Genomic DNA, 14,929 nt, shown 5'->3' with positions numbered 1-14,929 from the left:
GCGGGCGGCCCGCGGTGCGGGCCGCCCGTTCGTCCGTCCCGGTCAGCGGCCGTGGCGGCCCGGGGTCGCACGGCGGCGGGCCAGCCCGAACAGCACGGCCGCACCCGCGGCCAGGACGCCGGCCCCGCCGATGGCGATCACCGGTGTGGCGCTGCTGCCGCCCGTCTCCGCGAGTCCGGTCCCGCTCTGCGAGGGGGTCGGGGACGGGACGGTGCCGCCGTTCGTCTTCGGGTCGTTGTCCCCGTGGCCGCCGTGCTCCACCGTGGACTTCCCGGCGCCCTGCGAGATCTGCTCGTCGGTGGGGGCCGAGGGGATCTCCGAGGGAAGCGTGGACGGCCGCCCCGAGGGCACGGACGTCGGCATCGTGCTCGGCTTCGAAGTCGGCTTCGAGCTCGGCTCGGCGGTGGGCTTGCCCCCGGTGCCGCCCGTGCCGCCCGAACCTCCGGTGCCACCCCCGCCGTTGTCCTTCCCGAAGACCACGTCGGAGCAGGTGTAGAAGGCCTCCGGGCTGTCGGAGCGCTGCCAGACGCTGTAGATCAGGTGCCGTCCGGTCTTGTTCGGGACGGTGCCGGAGAAGACGTAGTCGCCGTCTCGCATCCCCGGGTCGGTGACCTTCGCGAAGGGCGCCGACTCCAGGTCGGACCACTTCAGCGGCTTCGACGGGTCGTAGCCGTCCTTCGTCACGTACAGCTCGAAGGAGCCCTTGTGCGGGGCGGTCCCCTTGTAGCGGAAGGTGTGCGCTCCCGCGGCCATCGGGCTCGCCGGCCAGTCCGCGCGCGCCAGGTCCAGGCCCCGGTACTTGTCGTTGCCCGCCGAGCAGAGCTGTCCGTCCGGGATCAGCGCCTTGCTCTGGCCGGCCGCGTTGGCGATGTTCACCGCGTTCCAGTCGTAGAACGCCTGCACCCCGCTCGCCGCGACCGCCGCCTTGCAGGCCGCCGACTTCGGGGACTCCGGGCCCTCCGCGTAGCACGCCGCCACCCGGCTGACCGGGTCCGTCATCGAACCGTGGGCGGCCGCGGGGACGACGGCGTACGCGGCCACCGCGAGCGGGGCCAGTCCGGTGGCGATGCGGGCGGCGGTACGGCGTGCGGGCATGGTGGATCTCCTCTGGGCACGGCACAGGGCTGCGCGAGTCGTGGGTGCGCCGGAGGACCGGGGCTGTGCGGCGCCGCTCCCTCACGGGTCCGCGGCGCCGCCTCCGGCCCTCCCTGGCCCAGCCAAACTAACTGCCGGGAAGCCGGGTTCCACGGGGTTCGAGGCCCCGGAGCCGATCCTTAGGGCGCACTTAAGGAGCCACTAAGCGGGCCTACAGAAAGCCCGCGTGACACGGTCGCGGTGCCGCCGGATCAGGCCGGCAGGGCGGACAGGCCGGCCGTCGAGCGGGCCTGGGCCTCCAGGGCGTCGAGGGCCCGTACCGCCTGGGCGGCCGCCTCGGGATCGGTGTCGGCGAGCCCGCTCGCGGCGAACTCGTCCTCGTCCAGACGCAGTACGGAGCTCCCGTCGGCGGACACCCACAGGTCCAGGTCCAGGTCCTCGACCAGGATCACCCCGTCCTCCACCGAGGCCGGCCGGGTGACGTCGCAGTACCAGCCCTTGAGGACGCCCTCACCGGTCCGCACCTCCTTGACCGCGTACCAGCGGTCGCGCCAGAAGTGCTCGGTGAACACGTCGCCCGGCTCGAAGCGGACGAAGCCGAAGTCCCGTACCCCCGGGGCCGCCCAGGGGGCCCGTACGGTGATGCGGGTGCCGGTGTCGGCCACCAGCTCGGCCGGGTAACGGATCTTCGTACGGCCCGCCTTGGTGAGGGTGACGGTCAGTCGGTCGGTCATCGTGATGTCTCCCGTTGTCACAGCTGCTTGGTGAAGCGGGTCTCCGTGGCGCAGACCTCGTACCCGAACCGGGCGTTGACGGCGAGCATGGGGGTGTTGCCGGTGTCGTTCCCGGTGAACGCCTCGGTGCAGCCGGCCGCGCGGGCCCGCAGCAGCGAGTCGGTCTTGGCCAGCCGGGCCAGTCCCCGGCCGCGGAACGGGCGCAGGGTGGCGGTCATCGCCGAGGAGTACCGTCCGGCCCCGTCGGTGTGGGCGGCGGTGAAGCCCGCCACCTCGCCGTCCACCAGGACCACGGTGGTGAGCTCCCGGTCGAGGTACGGGTGCTCCCAGGTGTTCCGCAGCCAGTCCTCGTAGTCGTCGAACTCCACCGCGACATCGCCCGGTTCGTCCAGGGTCCCCGCCGCGTCGGCCTCGAAGAGCGGGCGCGGATCGGCGGCGAAGGCCGAGCCGGCGCGCAGCTCGACCCCGTCCGGGAGGTTCCCGGGAAGCGACGGCAGGGCGGCCGTGGCGAGGTCGAGGCGCAGGAAGTGCGCGGAACGGGAGGCGCGGTAGCCGTGCCGCTCGGCGAACGCGCGGTGCGCCGGCTCGTCGAGGACCCAGGCGTACGCCTCCTTCGCGCCCTCGGCTCCCAGATGCTCCTCGGCCGCGCCCAGCAGAGCGGCCCCGGCGCCGAGACCGCGGTGGGCCGGGTCGACGTAGGCGTTGACGAAGCCCTGGCCGGGCTCGGTGCTGTCGTGGACGATGCCGACCTGGGCGGTGCCGACGACGAGGCCGTCGGCGTTCTCGGCGACGAGGAGGCGGTAGCGCTTGTCGGGGTGGGCGGAGGCCACCTCGAAGGCGACCCCGCGGGCGGTACCGATCATGAAGGGGAGGGCGGCGCGGCGCACCCGTACGACGTGCTCGGCGTCGGCCGGGTCGTTCGGGCGCAGATCCCGGATGGTTGTGATCACGTGGCGACGGTAGGGGCCACCGGGGGCCCCGCGCCTGCGAATTTCCCGGCGGATGGGGGACAATCGGCCGCGTGACCTCGACTTCTCCGCACCTGAAGATCCGCATCGACGGCGCGGCGGGCGCCGCCGCCCCGTACGAGCAGCTGCGCGCTCAGATCGCCGCCGGGGCGCGGGCGGGCCGGCTGCCCGCCGGGTTCAAACTGCCGACGGTCCGCGGGCTCGCGGAAGAGCTGGGGCTGGCGGCGAACACCGTCGCGAAGGCCTACCGGGCGCTGGAGTCGGACGGTGTGATCGAGACGCGCGGCCGGGCGGGCAGCTTCGTGGCGGCGGTCGGCGACGGGCCCGCCCGCGAGGCGGCCACCGCCGCGCAGGCCTACGCGGAGCGGGCGCGGCGGCTGGGCCTGACCTTCGACGAGGCCACCGCGGCGGCGCTGGACGCGCTGCGCGCGCGGTACGCGGACTGAGGCGGAGCGGTACGGGGGCCGGCACCTGGCCGGCACCTGGGCCGACACACGGGCCGGTCCGGCCGAGACGCGGACCGGCGTACGGGCGCTGCCCCGCCGGTCAGTTGGCGCGCGGGTACAGCACGGCCTGGAGGTGGTGCTGCATGGGCTGCCCCACCGCGGCCATCTCCTGCACGATCGTCAGCCCGCCGTCCTGGAGCGCGTACCGGCGCCGCATGCCGGTGACCTCCTTGGCCCGCGGGGTCAGCCCGACGGTGTCGGTGGCCATCTCGATCCGCGTGCCGTCGGCACCGTGCGAGCCGTCAGCACTGTCCGTACCGTCGGCGCCGTCCGCACGGGAGACCTGGCCGACGTACGTCTCGACGATGCCCGTCGGGTGGGCGAGCGTGACCTCGACCGAGGCGTCCGGGAGGATCCGCCACCACCCGGTCTCCCGGCCCGCGGGGCGCACGGCCTTGCCGGAGTCGTCGATCAGCCACGCGCGGGACTCGTAGGCGAGGAAGGGCCGGCCGTCGTGGCTGAAGGTGATCTCCTGCTCGTACCGGAACCCGTGCTCCAGGGTCGGGTACTCGCCGCTGCCCCGGCCGTGCCAGCGTCCGATGAGGCCGAGCACCGGCTGGAGCTGCGGGTGCGGCTCGGGTCCCTCGCCGAGGACGTGGCTGTCGGGGAAGGGGTTCTCCTGCGCCGGTTCGAGCACGGTGCGTTCTCCTGTTCGTGGGTCCCCCGCAGGTGCGCACGGCCGGTGGGGGCCTTCGGCCGCACCCCCATTGTCCTCGCCGCTCGTGCGCCGCACCTACAGGTACATCCCCGCCTCCGTGTCCTGGCCCTGCGGCGGCAGCAGGGCGGCGGGGCCCGACGCGCCGCGGCGCAGGGCGTAGAGCTCCGCCAGCGTCGCTCCCTCGCGGGAGATGCCCTCGTCGGTGCCCAGCCAGTCCACCGCCTCACGGTGCGTCAGCCGGCCGATCTCGATGCGGGCGAGGCAGCGCCCCGGCCGGACCACCGCCGGGTGGAGCCGCTCCAGGTCCTCGTTGGTCGTGACGCCCACCAGGACGTTGCGGCCCTGCCCGAGCAGGCCGTCCGTGAGGTTCAGCAGCCGTGACAGCGCCTGCCCGGCGGTGTGCCGGGCCTCGCCGCGGATCAGCTCGTCGCAGTCCTCCAGGAGCAGCAGCCGCCAGCGGCTCTTCGCGGTGCCCTCGTCCTCGCCGATCGCGATGTCCATCAGGTAGCCGATGTCGTTGAACAGCCGCTCCGGGTCCAGTACGCAGTCCACCTGGCACCAGTCCCGCCAGGACCGGGCGAGCGTGCGCAGGGCGGAGGTCTTCCCGGTGCCCGGAGGGCCGTGCAGCAGGAGCAGCCGGCCGGCGATGTCGTCCGGGGTGACCTTCATCAGCCGGTCCATCGCCCCGGCCACCGGAGCCGTGTAATTGGGCCGCACCTCTTCCCAGGTGCCGGCCGCGATCTGACGGGTCGTGCGGTACGGACCGCGGCGCGGGGAGACGTACCAGAACCCCATCGCGACGTTCTCGGGCTGCGGTTCGGGCTCGTCCTGCGCGCCCTCGGTCGCCTCCTCGAGCGTCAGGGCGGCGAGTTCGTCGCTGATCGCCGTCACCGTGACGTCCGCCCCCCGGCTCCAGCGGGAGACGAGCATGGTCCAGCCCTGGCCCTCGGCGAGCGTCGCGCTGCGGTCGCTGTCCCGGGCGGAGCGCAACACCGTTGCCCCGGAGGGCAACAGGGTCACGCCCGGCTTGACCCGGTCGATCGACACGCTGTGCGAGTAGGGCTGCTCGCCTGACGCGAAGCGGCCGAGGAACAGCGCGTCGACGACGTCCGACGGGGAGTCGCTGTCGTCGACGTTGAGCCGGATCGGCAGTGCGTCCTGAGGGTTGGCTGGCATGGCGCCCATGATCCGGCACGAACTGCCCTCCTGCACCCGTGTTTCGCCGGAACGGGTGGCGGGATTCCCTCTTCAAACGCCGTGCGGGTGAAGATTCGCGCCGCATGTCTGCCCCGAACATTCTTGGCATGAACACTTCCAGCGGGCCTCGGCTCCTTGTACCACGGACTCAGGAGTAACTCCGGAGTAACCCCCCACGAGGAGCCGCACACATGAGCACGAGAATGCCTCGTTTCGCCGCACTGGCCTCTGCCCTGTTACTCGCCGCGGGCGCGGCCCTGTTCGGAGCCGGCCAGGCGACCGCCGCCGCCGACTTCGGCTACGTCGCCCTCGGCGACTCCTACTCCTCCGGCGTCGGCGCCGGCAACTACGACAGCGCCAGCGGGAACTGCAAGCGCACCACCCGCGCCTACCCGGCCCTCTGGGCCGCCGCACACGCCCCCCAGACCTTCTCCTTCGCCGCCTGCTCGGGTGCTCGTACGGGTGACGTGATGAGCGGCCAGCTCGCACCGCTGAACGCCGGCACCGACCTCGTCAGCATCACCATCGGCGGCAACGACGCCGGATTCTCCGACGTCATGACCACCTGCGTGCTCCAGTCCGAAGCCACCTGCGTCAGCCGGGTCAACCAGGCCAAGGCGTACGTGGACTCCACCCTCCCCGGCCAGCTCGACACGGTCTACAACGCCATCCACAGCCGGTCCCCGGGCGCCCGCGTGGTCGTCCTCGGCTATCCCCGCTTCTACAAGCTGAACGGCACCTGCGTGGCCGGGCTGTCGGAGGGCGAGCGCGCGGCCATCAACGGCGCCTCCGACTACCTCAACGCCGCCATCGCCAAGCGCGCCGCCAACCACGGCTTCGCCTTCGCCTCGGTCGCCGGCGCCTTCACCGGGCACGAGATCTGCTCCGGCAGCGAGTGGCTGCACAGCCTCAACTGGCTGAACATCGGCGAGTCCTACCACCCGACCGCCGCCGGACAGTCCGGCGGCTACCTGCCCGTCTTCACCGGCGCGGCCTGACCCCGTCACGGACTTGCCGTAGGCCCCGGGTTCGGTGACGGGGAAGCGGTCGGTCCGGGTGTGCCACCGGAAGCACTGGGGGAGGAGGCCCCGCCCGTCGGGGTCTCCTCCTCCTCGCACGTCACCGAGAACTCCAGCCAGTCCGAAGCCACCGCCGACGGGCTCCGGACTTCGAGGCGCACCGCGTCCTCGAAGGTCGCGTCCGGATAGTGCGTCAGCTCCGTGTGGTCCAGCTTCACGCTCCCGGGCCCGCCCGCCGGATAGGCCAGGGTCTGCCAGCCGGGGCCCGAGGTCTGCCCGCTGCGCGTGGCCCACCGGTACTCCACCACCGCCGGGGTACGGTCCACCGCCACGGTGGCGGTGAAGGCGGGCGCCTCGGCGCCGGGCGCGGGGCACGCGCCGCTGTAGGTGTCACGGACGGCCCGCACCGCGGACAGGGTGACGCCCGGCGGCGTGGCCGACGGTGAGGCGGAGGCGGACGGCGAAGGCGAGGGGGACGCGCTCGGCGAAGGGGTCGGCGAAGGCGAAGCGCTCTGCGTGAGGGTCGGGGCGGGCGTCGCCCCGTCACCGCCGTCCCCGCCCGTGTCGCGGTCCTTCAGCAGCAGCCAGCCCAGCAGGACCACCACCGCGAGCAGCACCACGATCCCGCCGGCCAGCACCATCCCGGCCGCGTTCCGTTCGGGCTCCGGGGGAACGGTGCGCGTTGCCCCGGTCCCGGGGCCGGACACCGGCAGTGGCGGGGTGGGGTGGCCGTACCCGTGATGCGCCACCGAGGTCGGGTCCTCGGAGCCCCGCACCGGAGCCGCCGCGGGACCCGACACCGGCCCGCCGGAGGCCCGTACGGTCCCGCCCGCGCCCACGACGCGCAGCATCCGGGCCGCCTCCGCCGCGGACAGCCGCTCCTCGGGGTCCTTGACCAGCAGCCCCTCCAGTACGGGCGTCAGCGGTCCGGCCCGCCGCGGTGGCGGGAAGTCCTCGTCCACCACCGCCCGCAGCGTGGCCACCGGGGACTCCCTGTGGAAGGGCGGGGTCCCCTCCACGGCCAGGTACAGCGTCACCCCGAGCGCCCACAGGTCCGACCCGGGCCCGGGCTCGCGCCCCAACACCCGCTCGGGCGGCAGGAATTCGGGCGAGCCGACCACCTCGCCCGTCATGGTGATGGCGGTGGAGCCCTCCAGGCTCGCGATCCCGAAGTCCCCGAGCACCACCCGGCCGTCATTGGCGATCAGCACGTTGCCCGGTTTGACGTCCCGGTGCAGCACCCCCGCCTCGTGCGCGGAGCCCAGCGCGGCCAGCACCTGCTCGCCGATGTGGGCGGTCCGCTGCGGGGTGAGCGGCCCGTCGGCCTCCAGGACCTCCGCGAGCGAGAGGCCCCGTACGATCTCCATCACGATCCAGGGCCGGCCGTCCTCGGTGGCCACGTCGTAGACGGTGACCACGCCCCGGTGCGAGACGCGGGCCGCGGCCCAGGCCTCCCGCTCCAGGCGCCGGTACATCCGGGTCACCTCGGCCTCGTCCATCCCGGCGGGTGCGCGCACCTCCTTGATGGCGACCTCGCGCCCCAGGACCTCGTCCAGGGCCCGCCACACCATGCCCATCCCGCCGCGGCCGAGCGGACCCAGCAGGCGGTACCGTCCGGCGATGACCCTCCCGCCGGCGCCGTCCCCGTCCGCCGCCGACTCAGTCACCGAAAGCCTCATTCACGCGCGCCCCCAAGAGCGTTACCGGACGATCACTCCAAGTTAGCGCAGAGCGCGCGCCGTGGCTCCGGTCGCGACAGGAGTCACGCGGTCGGCGCCGATGCGGTTCCATGTCTCCCCGATCCCGCCGGCCAGCCCTGCCACGCTGTGCGGAGAGTGACGGACGACTCCGCTGAGTAATCGTCAACTCCCGCTCGCCGCACGGGCAATTCACACGACCGGGATACCCGTGCGCGACGTGGGGACGATAGGGTTACCCTGCCCGGTGGGCCGGGTGCCCTCGTACGGGTGGGGAGAGACATGGAACAGATAGCAATGCGCAGCAGGCCGCCTCGCGTGCCTGCCATCACATGCGGGAGCGGTGCGACCAGTTCGCGCCTCGACCGTCACCTCGCCGTGCTGGGCGGCCCCGCCGTCCCGCACCGCGAGGCCGCCGAGGCGACGCTGCTCATGCGTGAGCTCACCTCGCGCGACCACACGCACCGGCTGCGGAGCCGGAGCGCGCGCGTCTCGCTCTTCGCGCCGCTGCGCAGGCTGCGGCGGACCCTCTTCGGCAGCCGCCGTTCGTAGGCGGCAGCTCTGCAGGGGCGCGTCCGCCCCCGCGGCGCCGCCGCTCCGTTCCCGGCCCGGTCAACCCTGCCCAGTCAGCGAACCACGCCGTCCCGGCGCAATGCCGTGATCTGTTCGCCCGTCATCCCCAGGGCGCGCAGCAGGGCTTCGGTGTGCTCGCCGAGCGCGGGCACCGCACCCATGTGCGGTGCCGCGCCGCCGGGCAGTCCGATCGGCGGCAGCAGGGCCCGCAGCGGGCCCGCCGGCGAGCCCACCTCCCGCCAGCGGTCCCGGGCCTCCAGCTGCGGGTGCGCGGCGAGCTGCGCCACCGAGTTCAGCCGCGCGCAGGCGATGCCCGCCGCCTCCAGCCGCTCGATCGCCGTGTCCGCGTCGAGCCGGCCCAGCGCTTCGGCGACCACCGCGTCGGTCTTCTCCCGGTTCGCGGTGCGCGCGGAGTTCGTCGCGAACCCCGGGTCCTCGGCCAAGTCGGGCCGCTCCAGCACCTGTTCGGCAAGCCGCCGCCACTCCCGGTCGTTCTGCACCGACAGCAGCACCCGGTCCCCGTCCGCCGTCGGGTAGGCGTCGTAGGGGGCGATCACGGCGTGCGCCAGGCCCGTCCGCACCGGCTGCTCCCCGCCGTGCATGGTGTGGTGCAGCGGATGTCCCATCCACTCGGCGAGCGCGTCGAGCATCGACACCTCCACCCTGCCCCCGCGCCCGGTGGTCCCGCGCCGCAGCAGGGCGGCGAGCACGCCCGAGAAGGCGTACATGGCGGCCGCGATGTCCGCCGCCGGGATCCCCGCCTTGACCGGCTGCTCCGGGGTGCCGGTCACCGAGACCAGGCCCGCCTCGCACTGGACGAGCATGTCGTAGGCGCGCTTGTGGGCGTACGGGCCTTCGGGCCCGTAGCCGGAGACGTCCACGGCGACCAGCCGGGGGTAGCGGGCGCACAGCGCGGCCGAGTCGAGCCCGAGCCGGGCGGCGGCACCCTGCGCCAGGTTCTGCACGAACACGTCGGCCCCGTCGAGCAGACCGTGCAGGACCTCGCGGCCCCGCGGGTCCTTGAGGTCGAGCGCGATCGACTCCTTCCCCCGGTTGGCCCACACGAAATGCGAGGCGAGACCCTGCGCGGCGGTGTCGTAGCCGCGCGCGAAGTCCCCGCCGTCGGGCCGCTCGACCTTGATCACCCGGGCCCCGAGGTCGGCGAGCTGACGGGTCGCGAAGGGCGCGGAGACGGCCTGCTCGACGGAGACGACGGTGATGCCGTCGAGGGGAAGGGGATCGGTAACCATGGGCCCCTGCTTACCCGGTGTCGCGCGGCCTGTCACTCCTGGCCGCGCGCGAACCGGCGCGTGGCCGCCGGTACGAACAGGGCCAGCAGGACCAGGGACCACAGCAGCGCCCCGGCGACCGGGTGCGCGACCGGCCAGGCGGCGTCCGCGGCGGCCTCGCCGCCCGCGTTCCCGCAGAGCCGGCGCACCGCCGCCGCGACCGCGCTGATCGGGTTCCACTCGGCGGCCGTACGCAGCCACCCCGGCAGCCCGGCCGTCGGCAGGTACGCGCTGGAGAGCAACGGCAGGACGAAGGTGGCGCCCCCGAGCTGCCCCGCCGCCTCCTCGCTCCTGCTCAGCAGGCCGAGGTACGTCCCCGCCCACGCGGTGGCGAAGCGGAACAGCAGGAGGATGCCGAAGGCCCCGAGCGCCCCCGGGAGCCCATTCTCGGCACGCCAGCCCATGGCCAGCCCGACCAGGATCAGGGGGACCATCGAGAGGCCGGTCGTCAGCACGTCCGCGGCCGTCTGCCCGAGCGGAACCGCGCTCCGGCTCATCGGCAGGGTCCGGAAGCGGTCGGTGACCCCGCGGTGCGCGTCCTGCGCGGCCGTGAACATGCCGGCCATCAGACCGTTCGCGGCGGTGGCGGCGAGCAGCCCCGGGACCAGGAACTGCCGGTACTCGGAACCGGGCATGGCGAGCGCGCTGCCGAAGACGTAGCCGAAGAACAGCAGCATGGTGACCGGCATGGTCTGCGTGAGGATCAGCAGGCCGGGGTTGTGCCGGGCCTTCTGCAGCTGGCGGGTGAGGACGGCGCCGCCGTCGGACAGCAGGGTGCTCATGCGGCGTTCTCCTCGGGTGCGGGGGCGGGTGCGGGGGCGGGTGCGGGGGCGTTGTCGTGTGTGGGTGCGTTGGCGTCGGTGGGTGCGGTGGCGGGGCGGGCTCCGGTGAGGCGCAGGAACACCTCGTCGAGGGTGGGCGGGCGCAGGCTCGCGTCGGTGACGGCGATGCCGGCCGCGTCGAGCGCCCGGACGATCTGCGGCAGCGTGAGTCCGGCGTCGAGGACGGTGGCGCCGGCGGTGAGGCGCTCGTGGTCCAGGGCGGGCAGGCCCCCCGTCAGCCGGTCGAGTACGGCGGCCGCGTGCGCGAGGGCCTTTGCCCCGTCGACGCAGACCTCGGCGTAGGCGCCGATCAGGGCCTTGAGCTCGGCAGGGGTGCCGGTGGCGACCGCCCGGCCGTGGTCCACGACCACGATGTCGTCGGCGATCCGGTCGGCCTCCTCCAGGTACTGGGTGGTGAGGAGCACGGTGGTCCCCTCGTGCGCGAGGTCGCGTACGGCCCTCCAGATCTGCTCGCGGGCCGCCGGGTCGAGGCCGGTCGTGGGCTCGTCGAGGAACAGCACGCGGGGCCGGGTGACCAGTCCGGCGGCCAGGTCGAGGCGCCGGCGCCTCCCGCCGGACCAGGTGCCCGCCACCCGGTCGGCGGCCTCGGTGAGGCCGAAGCCCTCCAGCAGCTCGTCGGCGCGGTCCCGGACGGCCCGGCCGCGCAGTCCGGCGAGGCGGGCGAACAGCCGGAGGTTCTCGGCTCCGGTCAAATCCCCGTCGACCGAGGCGAATTGGCCGGTGGCCCCGATGGAGCGCCGGACGGAGGCCGGGTCCCGGGTCACGTCGTGGCCCGCGACGAGGGCGCGGCCGGCCGTGGGGGTGGTGAGCGTGGTGAGGATCCGGACGGCGGTGGTCTTGCCCGCGCCGTTGGGGCCGAGGAGGCCGCACACCGTGCCCGGCGGGACGGCGAGGTCGAGGCCCCGCAGTGCGTGGACCGAGCCGTACCTCTTCTCCAGACCTTCACTAAGTACAGCGTACGTAGTCGTCATGCGGCGCACCCTACCTGACTACGTACGCCGTACGTAACTACGATGGTGGGGATGGACGAGGTGATGAGCGATGACACCCAGCGGCCGCTCCGCTGAACCCGAAGTGATCTGGGCCCGCCCGCCGCGGGCCGGCCGCGGCCCCAGGCCCGCCCACAGCCGCGACTCGATCGCCGCCGAGGCGGTGCGGATCGCCGACGAGGAGGGGATCGACGCCGTCTCGATGCGGCGCGTGGCGGCCGGGATCGGCGCCGGCACCATGTCCCTCTACAACTACGTGCCGCGCAAGGAGGACCTGTACGAGCTGATGGTCGACACGGTCAGCGGGGAGTACGACCTCGCGCCGCCGGCCGGCGACTGGCGCGCCGACCAGCTCGCGCTGGCCCGCCAGACCCGGGCCGTCATGCACCGGCACCCCTGGCTGCCCCGGCTGCTGAGCCCGGCCCACGGCTTCGGCCCGAACGCCCTGCGGTACCTGGAGTACAGCCTGGAGTGCCTGGCCCCGCTGAACGCCTCCGGCGCGGAGAAGCTGGAGCTGATCGCCGCGGTCAACGGCACGGTCGCCACCTTCGTGGCGGGCGAGCTGGCCCTGGCCGAGCGGGCCCGCCAACTCCCCTGGAGCGAGGCCGAGGAACAGGCCGTACGGGCGGCCTGGCTCGGCTCCCGGCTGATGACGGGGGAGTACCCCCTCCTGGCGGGCGTCCTCGCGACCGCACCGGGCGTCCCGGGCGAACTGGCCGACCCGGCCGCGGTGTTCGACCGCTCGGTATCGCGCCTGCTGGGGGCCTGGGGGGCCTGACCTCGGGTCGCACCTGGCGGGGCCATCCGGCGCCGCCGACGGTTGGTCTTTTCGGCCGTCCGGCGTTTGAGGGCCGGGGTCTGGGGCGGAGCCCCAGGGGGTCCGGGCGCAGCCCGGGGCCCTGTTTTCACCGGCGTTTGAGGACCGGCCCCGGGCAGAGCCCGGGGCCCACGCAGCCCCGCCGGCGTTTGAGGCGCGGGTCCGGGCGGAGCCCGGGGAACGGTGGAAGGGCGGGTAGGGGATAGCCCCGCAGGGCCCCTCACCCCGAGGCCCCCGCGCCTCAGAGCAGCGCGAACTGCCCGCCCGGCCCCTCCTCCTGGTGGTCCAGGACCGAGGCCGGCCGCCGGGCCCAGTCCGGCGGCGGCAGCACCCCGCCCGCCCGCAGCTCGGCGGCGGCCAGCGCGGGCCCCACCTCGAACGCCGCCCGCTCCGGCTCCAGTTCGGACAGCAGCGCCAGGGTCGTCACCAGGGCCAGCAGCTCCGAGGTCCAGCCCTGCGGCCACTCGGCGGGGCCCATCGCGTCCAGGCCCTCCGCCTCCGGGTCCCGGTGGGCGAGCCGGGCGGTGAACCAGGACTCCAGGACGCGGACGCCCTGGACCTCGTACTCCCACGCCCCGGCCGGAACGGGCGACACGCTGCCGCTCCCGACCATGAGGGTCTCGCTCTCCGGGTCGTACGAGAGCTCGCGCGGCCACGCCGGCAGCGCCGAGCGGACGTACGGCCGGCGCCCGCCGGGCAGCCGGGGCGCCTCGCCGCCGCGGGCCCCGCGCAGCCGGACGGAGAGCACCCGGTGGCCCAGCTCCAGCCCGGCGCGCCAGCGCGCGGCGTCGGCGGTGAGGGGGACCTCGTACCCCCGGGGGCCGGGGCGGCCGGCGGCGAGGATCCAGCAGAGCACGTCCTCGGGGGTGACCCAGGTGCCGTACCGCTCGCCGAGCAGCTGTTGCAGCCCGGGGGCGAGATTGGGCTCGGCGCCGCCCGGGCGGCGGTGCAGCGGGCGGATCCGGCCGAGCCGGCCGGCCGGGAGGTGCGCGGTGACCTGCAGCTCCGCCGGCTGCGCGGGCTCCACGACGAACAGCTGCTGCTCGTCCAGCACCCGCCACAGCTCCGGGCGGGCCAGGTCGATGAGCCGCTGGTCGGGCAGCAGCCACTGCTCGTCGAAGGGCTCGCGCAGGATCCGTACGGGGTCCGGGCGCGGCCCGGGAGTGTCCGCGAAGCGGGCCGTGGAACCGGCCCGCTGACCCGGCAGGGCCGCCGCCCCGGCCCCCGGGGTCCGCGCCCGGGTCGGGCGGAACAGTCGCTCCCGTTCGGCGCCCTCGGCGGCCGCCAGGGCGGCCCACCGGGCACGCAGGGTCGCCGGATCGGGGGCCGCGATCCAGGCCCGGCCCAGGCGCAGGGAGCTCACGGCCCAGGGCATCAGATCGTCCAGCAGCGGGTCCCGCGGGGATGCGTCAGCGCTCACCCGGCCGATGGTAGCGACGCCACCCGGTGACCGGGCCGCGTCCAGGCCGGAGCGTTAGGCTCCCTATGTAGGGATCTGCCCGGATCCGGACGGACCGGGCCGAAGCGGGTGACCCGAACCGGGAGGCGGACATGAGCCAGTACGACGAGTACTCGACCCCGTCGCAGGCCGAGGGGGAGCGGCTCGACGAGGACCTGGACGCGAAGCAGAAGAAGCTCCGCCACGCGCAGACGCAGCGGACCACGCCGTCCCAGGCCGAGGGCGAGCGCGGAACGGAGGACGACCAGAAGTAGTCGGGCCCAGTGTGCGTCGAGTAGTCGGGCTCAGTGTGCGTCGACGGTCACGGTGAAGGAGAACCGGTCCCCGCGGTAGCGGATCCGCGCCACGTCGACCACCCGGCCGGAGCCGTCGTAGGTGACGCCCGTGTAGTGCAGGATCGGGCTCAGCAGGGGCACTTGGAGCAGCTCGGCCGTGAGCGGATCGGCGAGCCGCGCCTCCACGGTGTCGGTGATCCGGCTGATGTCCACCTTCGCGATGTCCCGCAGCACCTTGGTCATCGGCCAACGCACCAGATCCGCAAGGTCGATGGAGTCGGCGAGTTCCGGACGCACCGCGTTCTCCGCCCAGTTGGTCGGCTCGCCGCTCTCGCTGTCGCGGCGGAGCCTGCGGTACGTGACCACCTCGGCGGTGTCCGGGAAGTGCTCCAGCAGCTCCCCGGGCACCGCCGTCCGCTCGTGCCCCAGGATCGTCGTGAGGTCGCCCGACTGCTGCGCCACGATCGCGTCGACCGAGCCGAGGAGCTGGACGGGGGCCCCGCGCAGCGCCCCCGGCTCGATGAAGGTCCCGCGCCGCCGGTGGCGGCTGATGAGGCCCTCGGTCTCCAGTTCCTTGAGCGCCTGCCGCATGGTCAGCACGCTCACCCCGTAGTGCTCGGCGAGCTGCTCCTCGGTGGGCAGGCGCAGCGAGGCGTCCGCGGTGCGCCCGAGTATCGAGGCGCGCAGCGACTGGGAGACCTGGTACCAGAGCGGCAGTTTCCGGTTCAGTACCAGCGAGTCGGGGGCGAAGGCGGTCACGGGTGGATCTCCGAAGGACGGGGTGGGCACGGCGGTGGCGCCGCGCGGCATG

General features: G+C 74.3%; 16 protein-coding genes. 5 read left to right on the top strand and 11 right to left on the bottom strand.

The window, feature by feature from the left end; all coding sequences use genetic code 11:
• Nucleotides 1–42 precede the first annotated feature (42 nt).
• The 3 genes from OG435_RS11540 to OG435_RS11530 form a co-directional block, all read right to left on the bottom strand.
• Nucleotides 43–1,095, bottom strand: coding sequence for a lytic polysaccharide monooxygenase auxiliary activity family 9 protein (locus tag OG435_RS11540; RefSeq protein WP_266876731.1), 1,053 nt, complete (start codon nt 1,093–1,095; stop codon nt 43–45).
• Nucleotides 1,096–1,346: 251 nt separating this feature from the next.
• Nucleotides 1,347–1,829, bottom strand: a complete 483-nt coding sequence (locus tag OG435_RS11535; protein WP_266876729.1) for a DUF402 domain-containing protein — start codon at nt 1,827–1,829, stop codon at nt 1,347–1,349.
• A 17-nt stretch (nt 1,830–1,846) separates the two neighbouring features.
• On the bottom strand, nt 1,847–2,779 hold the full coding sequence (locus tag OG435_RS11530) for a GNAT family N-acetyltransferase (protein WP_266876728.1): 933 nt from the start codon (nt 2,777–2,779) through the stop codon (nt 1,847–1,849).
• Between the two features lie 71 nt (nt 2,780–2,850).
• On the opposite strand from OG435_RS11530, the gene OG435_RS11525 reads away from it, so the two are divergent.
• Nucleotides 2,851–3,243: a GntR family transcriptional regulator gene (locus OG435_RS11525; RefSeq protein ID WP_266876727.1), complete on the top strand. Its 393-nt coding sequence runs from the start codon at nt 2,851–2,853 to the stop codon at nt 3,241–3,243.
• Nucleotides 3,244–3,343: 100 nt separating this feature from the next.
• Here the strand turns inward: OG435_RS11525 and OG435_RS11520 are convergent, their stop codons facing one another.
• Nucleotides 3,344–3,940 (bottom strand): FABP family protein, encoded by a 597-nt coding sequence (locus OG435_RS11520; protein WP_266876726.1) that lies wholly within the window; start codon nt 3,938–3,940, stop codon nt 3,344–3,346.
• Nucleotides 3,941–4,036: 96 nt separating this feature from the next.
• Nucleotides 4,037–5,137 (bottom strand): DUF5925 domain-containing protein, encoded by a 1,101-nt coding sequence (locus OG435_RS11515; RefSeq protein WP_266876725.1) that lies wholly within the window; start codon nt 5,135–5,137, stop codon nt 4,037–4,039.
• Nucleotides 5,138–5,349: 212 nt separating this feature from the next.
• Here OG435_RS11515 and OG435_RS11510 point away from each other — a divergent pair, with 212 nt between their 5' ends.
• Nucleotides 5,350–6,156: an SGNH/GDSL hydrolase family protein gene (locus OG435_RS11510; protein ID WP_323187817.1), complete on the top strand. Its 807-nt coding sequence runs from the start codon at nt 5,350–5,352 to the stop codon at nt 6,154–6,156.
• Between the two features lie 5 nt (nt 6,157–6,161).
• On the opposite strand, the gene OG435_RS11505 is transcribed toward OG435_RS11510, so the two are convergent.
• Nucleotides 6,162–7,856: a serine/threonine-protein kinase gene (locus OG435_RS11505; RefSeq protein ID WP_430625610.1), complete on the bottom strand. Its 1,695-nt coding sequence runs from the start codon at nt 7,854–7,856 to the stop codon at nt 6,162–6,164.
• 300 nt (nt 7,857–8,156) lie between these two features.
• Here OG435_RS11505 and OG435_RS11500 point away from each other — a divergent pair, with 300 nt between their 5' ends.
• Nucleotides 8,157–8,426 carry a hypothetical protein gene (locus OG435_RS11500; RefSeq protein ID WP_266876723.1) on the top strand — a complete coding sequence of 90 codons (270 nt, stop codon included), beginning with the start codon at nt 8,157–8,159 and terminating at the stop codon, nt 8,424–8,426.
• A 74-nt stretch (nt 8,427–8,500) separates the two neighbouring features.
• Here OG435_RS11500 and OG435_RS11495 read toward each other — a convergent pair whose 3' ends face one another.
• From OG435_RS11495 to OG435_RS11485, 3 genes are read right to left on the bottom strand one after another with little or no spacing between them, the layout of a single operon-like run.
• The gene (locus OG435_RS11495) at nt 8,501–9,697 is read right to left on the bottom strand and encodes a CaiB/BaiF CoA transferase family protein (protein WP_266876722.1); all 1,197 of its coding nucleotides are present in this window, start codon (nt 9,695–9,697) and stop codon (nt 8,501–8,503) included.
• A gap of 32 nt (nt 9,698–9,729) precedes the next feature.
• Nucleotides 9,730–10,518, bottom strand: coding sequence for an ABC transporter permease (locus OG435_RS11490; RefSeq protein WP_266876721.1), 789 nt, complete (start codon nt 10,516–10,518; stop codon nt 9,730–9,732).
• Nucleotides 10,515–11,549: an ATP-binding cassette domain-containing protein gene (locus tag OG435_RS11485; RefSeq protein WP_266876720.1), complete on the bottom strand. Its 1,035-nt coding sequence runs from the start codon at nt 11,547–11,549 to the stop codon at nt 10,515–10,517. Before OG435_RS11485 ends, OG435_RS11490 begins: the two co-directional genes overlap by 4 nt.
• A 70-nt stretch (nt 11,550–11,619) precedes the next feature.
• Here OG435_RS11485 and OG435_RS11480 point away from each other — a divergent pair, with 70 nt between their 5' ends.
• Nucleotides 11,620–12,345, top strand: a complete 726-nt coding sequence (locus tag OG435_RS11480; protein ID WP_266876719.1) for a TetR/AcrR family transcriptional regulator — start codon at nt 11,620–11,622, stop codon at nt 12,343–12,345.
• Nucleotides 12,346–12,625: 280 nt separating this feature from the next.
• Here OG435_RS11480 and OG435_RS11475 read toward each other — a convergent pair whose 3' ends face one another.
• Complete coding sequence (locus OG435_RS11475; RefSeq protein ID WP_266881640.1) at nt 12,626–13,759, bottom strand: type ISP restriction/modification enzyme; 1,134 nt, start codon at nt 13,757–13,759, stop codon at nt 12,626–12,628.
• Nucleotides 13,760–13,935: 176 nt separating this feature from the next.
• Between OG435_RS11475 and OG435_RS11470 the strand changes: the two genes are divergently transcribed.
• Nucleotides 13,936–14,097, top strand: coding sequence for a hypothetical protein (locus OG435_RS11470; protein WP_266876718.1), 162 nt, complete (start codon nt 13,936–13,938; stop codon nt 14,095–14,097).
• 30 nt (nt 14,098–14,127) lie between these two features.
• Here the strand turns inward: OG435_RS11470 and OG435_RS11465 are convergent, their stop codons facing one another.
• A complete protein-coding gene (locus tag OG435_RS11465; RefSeq protein ID WP_266876717.1) occupies nt 14,128–14,928 on the bottom strand; it encodes a GntR family transcriptional regulator in 801 nt (266 codons plus the stop codon).
• Nucleotide 14,929: the final 1 nt, after the last annotated feature.

Origin of the sequence: Streptomyces sp. NBC_01264 (assembly GCF_026340675.1) — a bacterium.
Lineage (GTDB): Bacteria > Actinomycetota > Actinomycetes > Streptomycetales > Streptomycetaceae > Streptomyces.
This window is presented reverse-complemented; position numbering and strand designations above follow the sequence as displayed.

What these genes read in the sequence shown, in the direction of transcription:
- OG435_RS11490 (WP_266876721.1), bottom strand. Translation starts at nt 10,518, where the DNA reads ATGAGCACCCTGCTGTCCGACGGCGGCGCCGTCCTCACCCGCCAGCTG.
- OG435_RS11505 (WP_430625610.1), bottom strand. Translation starts at nt 7,856, where the DNA reads ATGAGGCTTTCGGTGACTGAGTCGGCGGCGGACGGGGACGGCGCCGGC.
- OG435_RS11485 (WP_266876720.1), bottom strand. Translation starts at nt 11,549, where the DNA reads ATGACGACTACGTACGCTGTACTTAGTGAAGGTCTGGAGAAGAGGTAC.
- OG435_RS11535 (WP_266876729.1), bottom strand. Translation starts at nt 1,829, where the DNA reads ATGACCGACCGACTGACCGTCACCCTCACCAAGGCGGGCCGTACGAAG.
- OG435_RS11540 (WP_266876731.1), bottom strand. Translation starts at nt 1,095, where the DNA reads ATGCCCGCACGCCGTACCGCCGCCCGCATCGCCACCGGACTGGCCCCG.
- OG435_RS11475 (WP_266881640.1), bottom strand. Translation starts at nt 13,759, where the DNA reads ATGCCCTGGGCCGTGAGCTCCCTGCGCCTGGGCCGGGCCTGGATCGCG.
- OG435_RS11495 (WP_266876722.1), bottom strand. Translation starts at nt 9,697, where the DNA reads ATGGTTACCGATCCCCTTCCCCTCGACGGCATCACCGTCGTCTCCGTC.
- OG435_RS11510 (WP_323187817.1), top strand. Translation starts at nt 5,350, where the DNA reads ATGAGCACGAGAATGCCTCGTTTCGCCGCACTGGCCTCTGCCCTGTTA.
- OG435_RS11480 (WP_266876719.1), top strand. Translation starts at nt 11,620, where the DNA reads ATGACACCCAGCGGCCGCTCCGCTGAACCCGAAGTGATCTGGGCCCGC.
- OG435_RS11470 (WP_266876718.1), top strand. Translation starts at nt 13,936, where the DNA reads ATGAGCCAGTACGACGAGTACTCGACCCCGTCGCAGGCCGAGGGGGAG.
- OG435_RS11465 (WP_266876717.1), bottom strand. Translation starts at nt 14,928, where the DNA reads ATGCCGCGCGGCGCCACCGCCGTGCCCACCCCGTCCTTCGGAGATCCA.
- OG435_RS11500 (WP_266876723.1), top strand. Translation starts at nt 8,157, where the DNA reads ATGGAACAGATAGCAATGCGCAGCAGGCCGCCTCGCGTGCCTGCCATC.
- OG435_RS11515 (WP_266876725.1), bottom strand. Translation starts at nt 5,137, where the DNA reads ATGCCAGCCAACCCTCAGGACGCACTGCCGATCCGGCTCAACGTCGAC.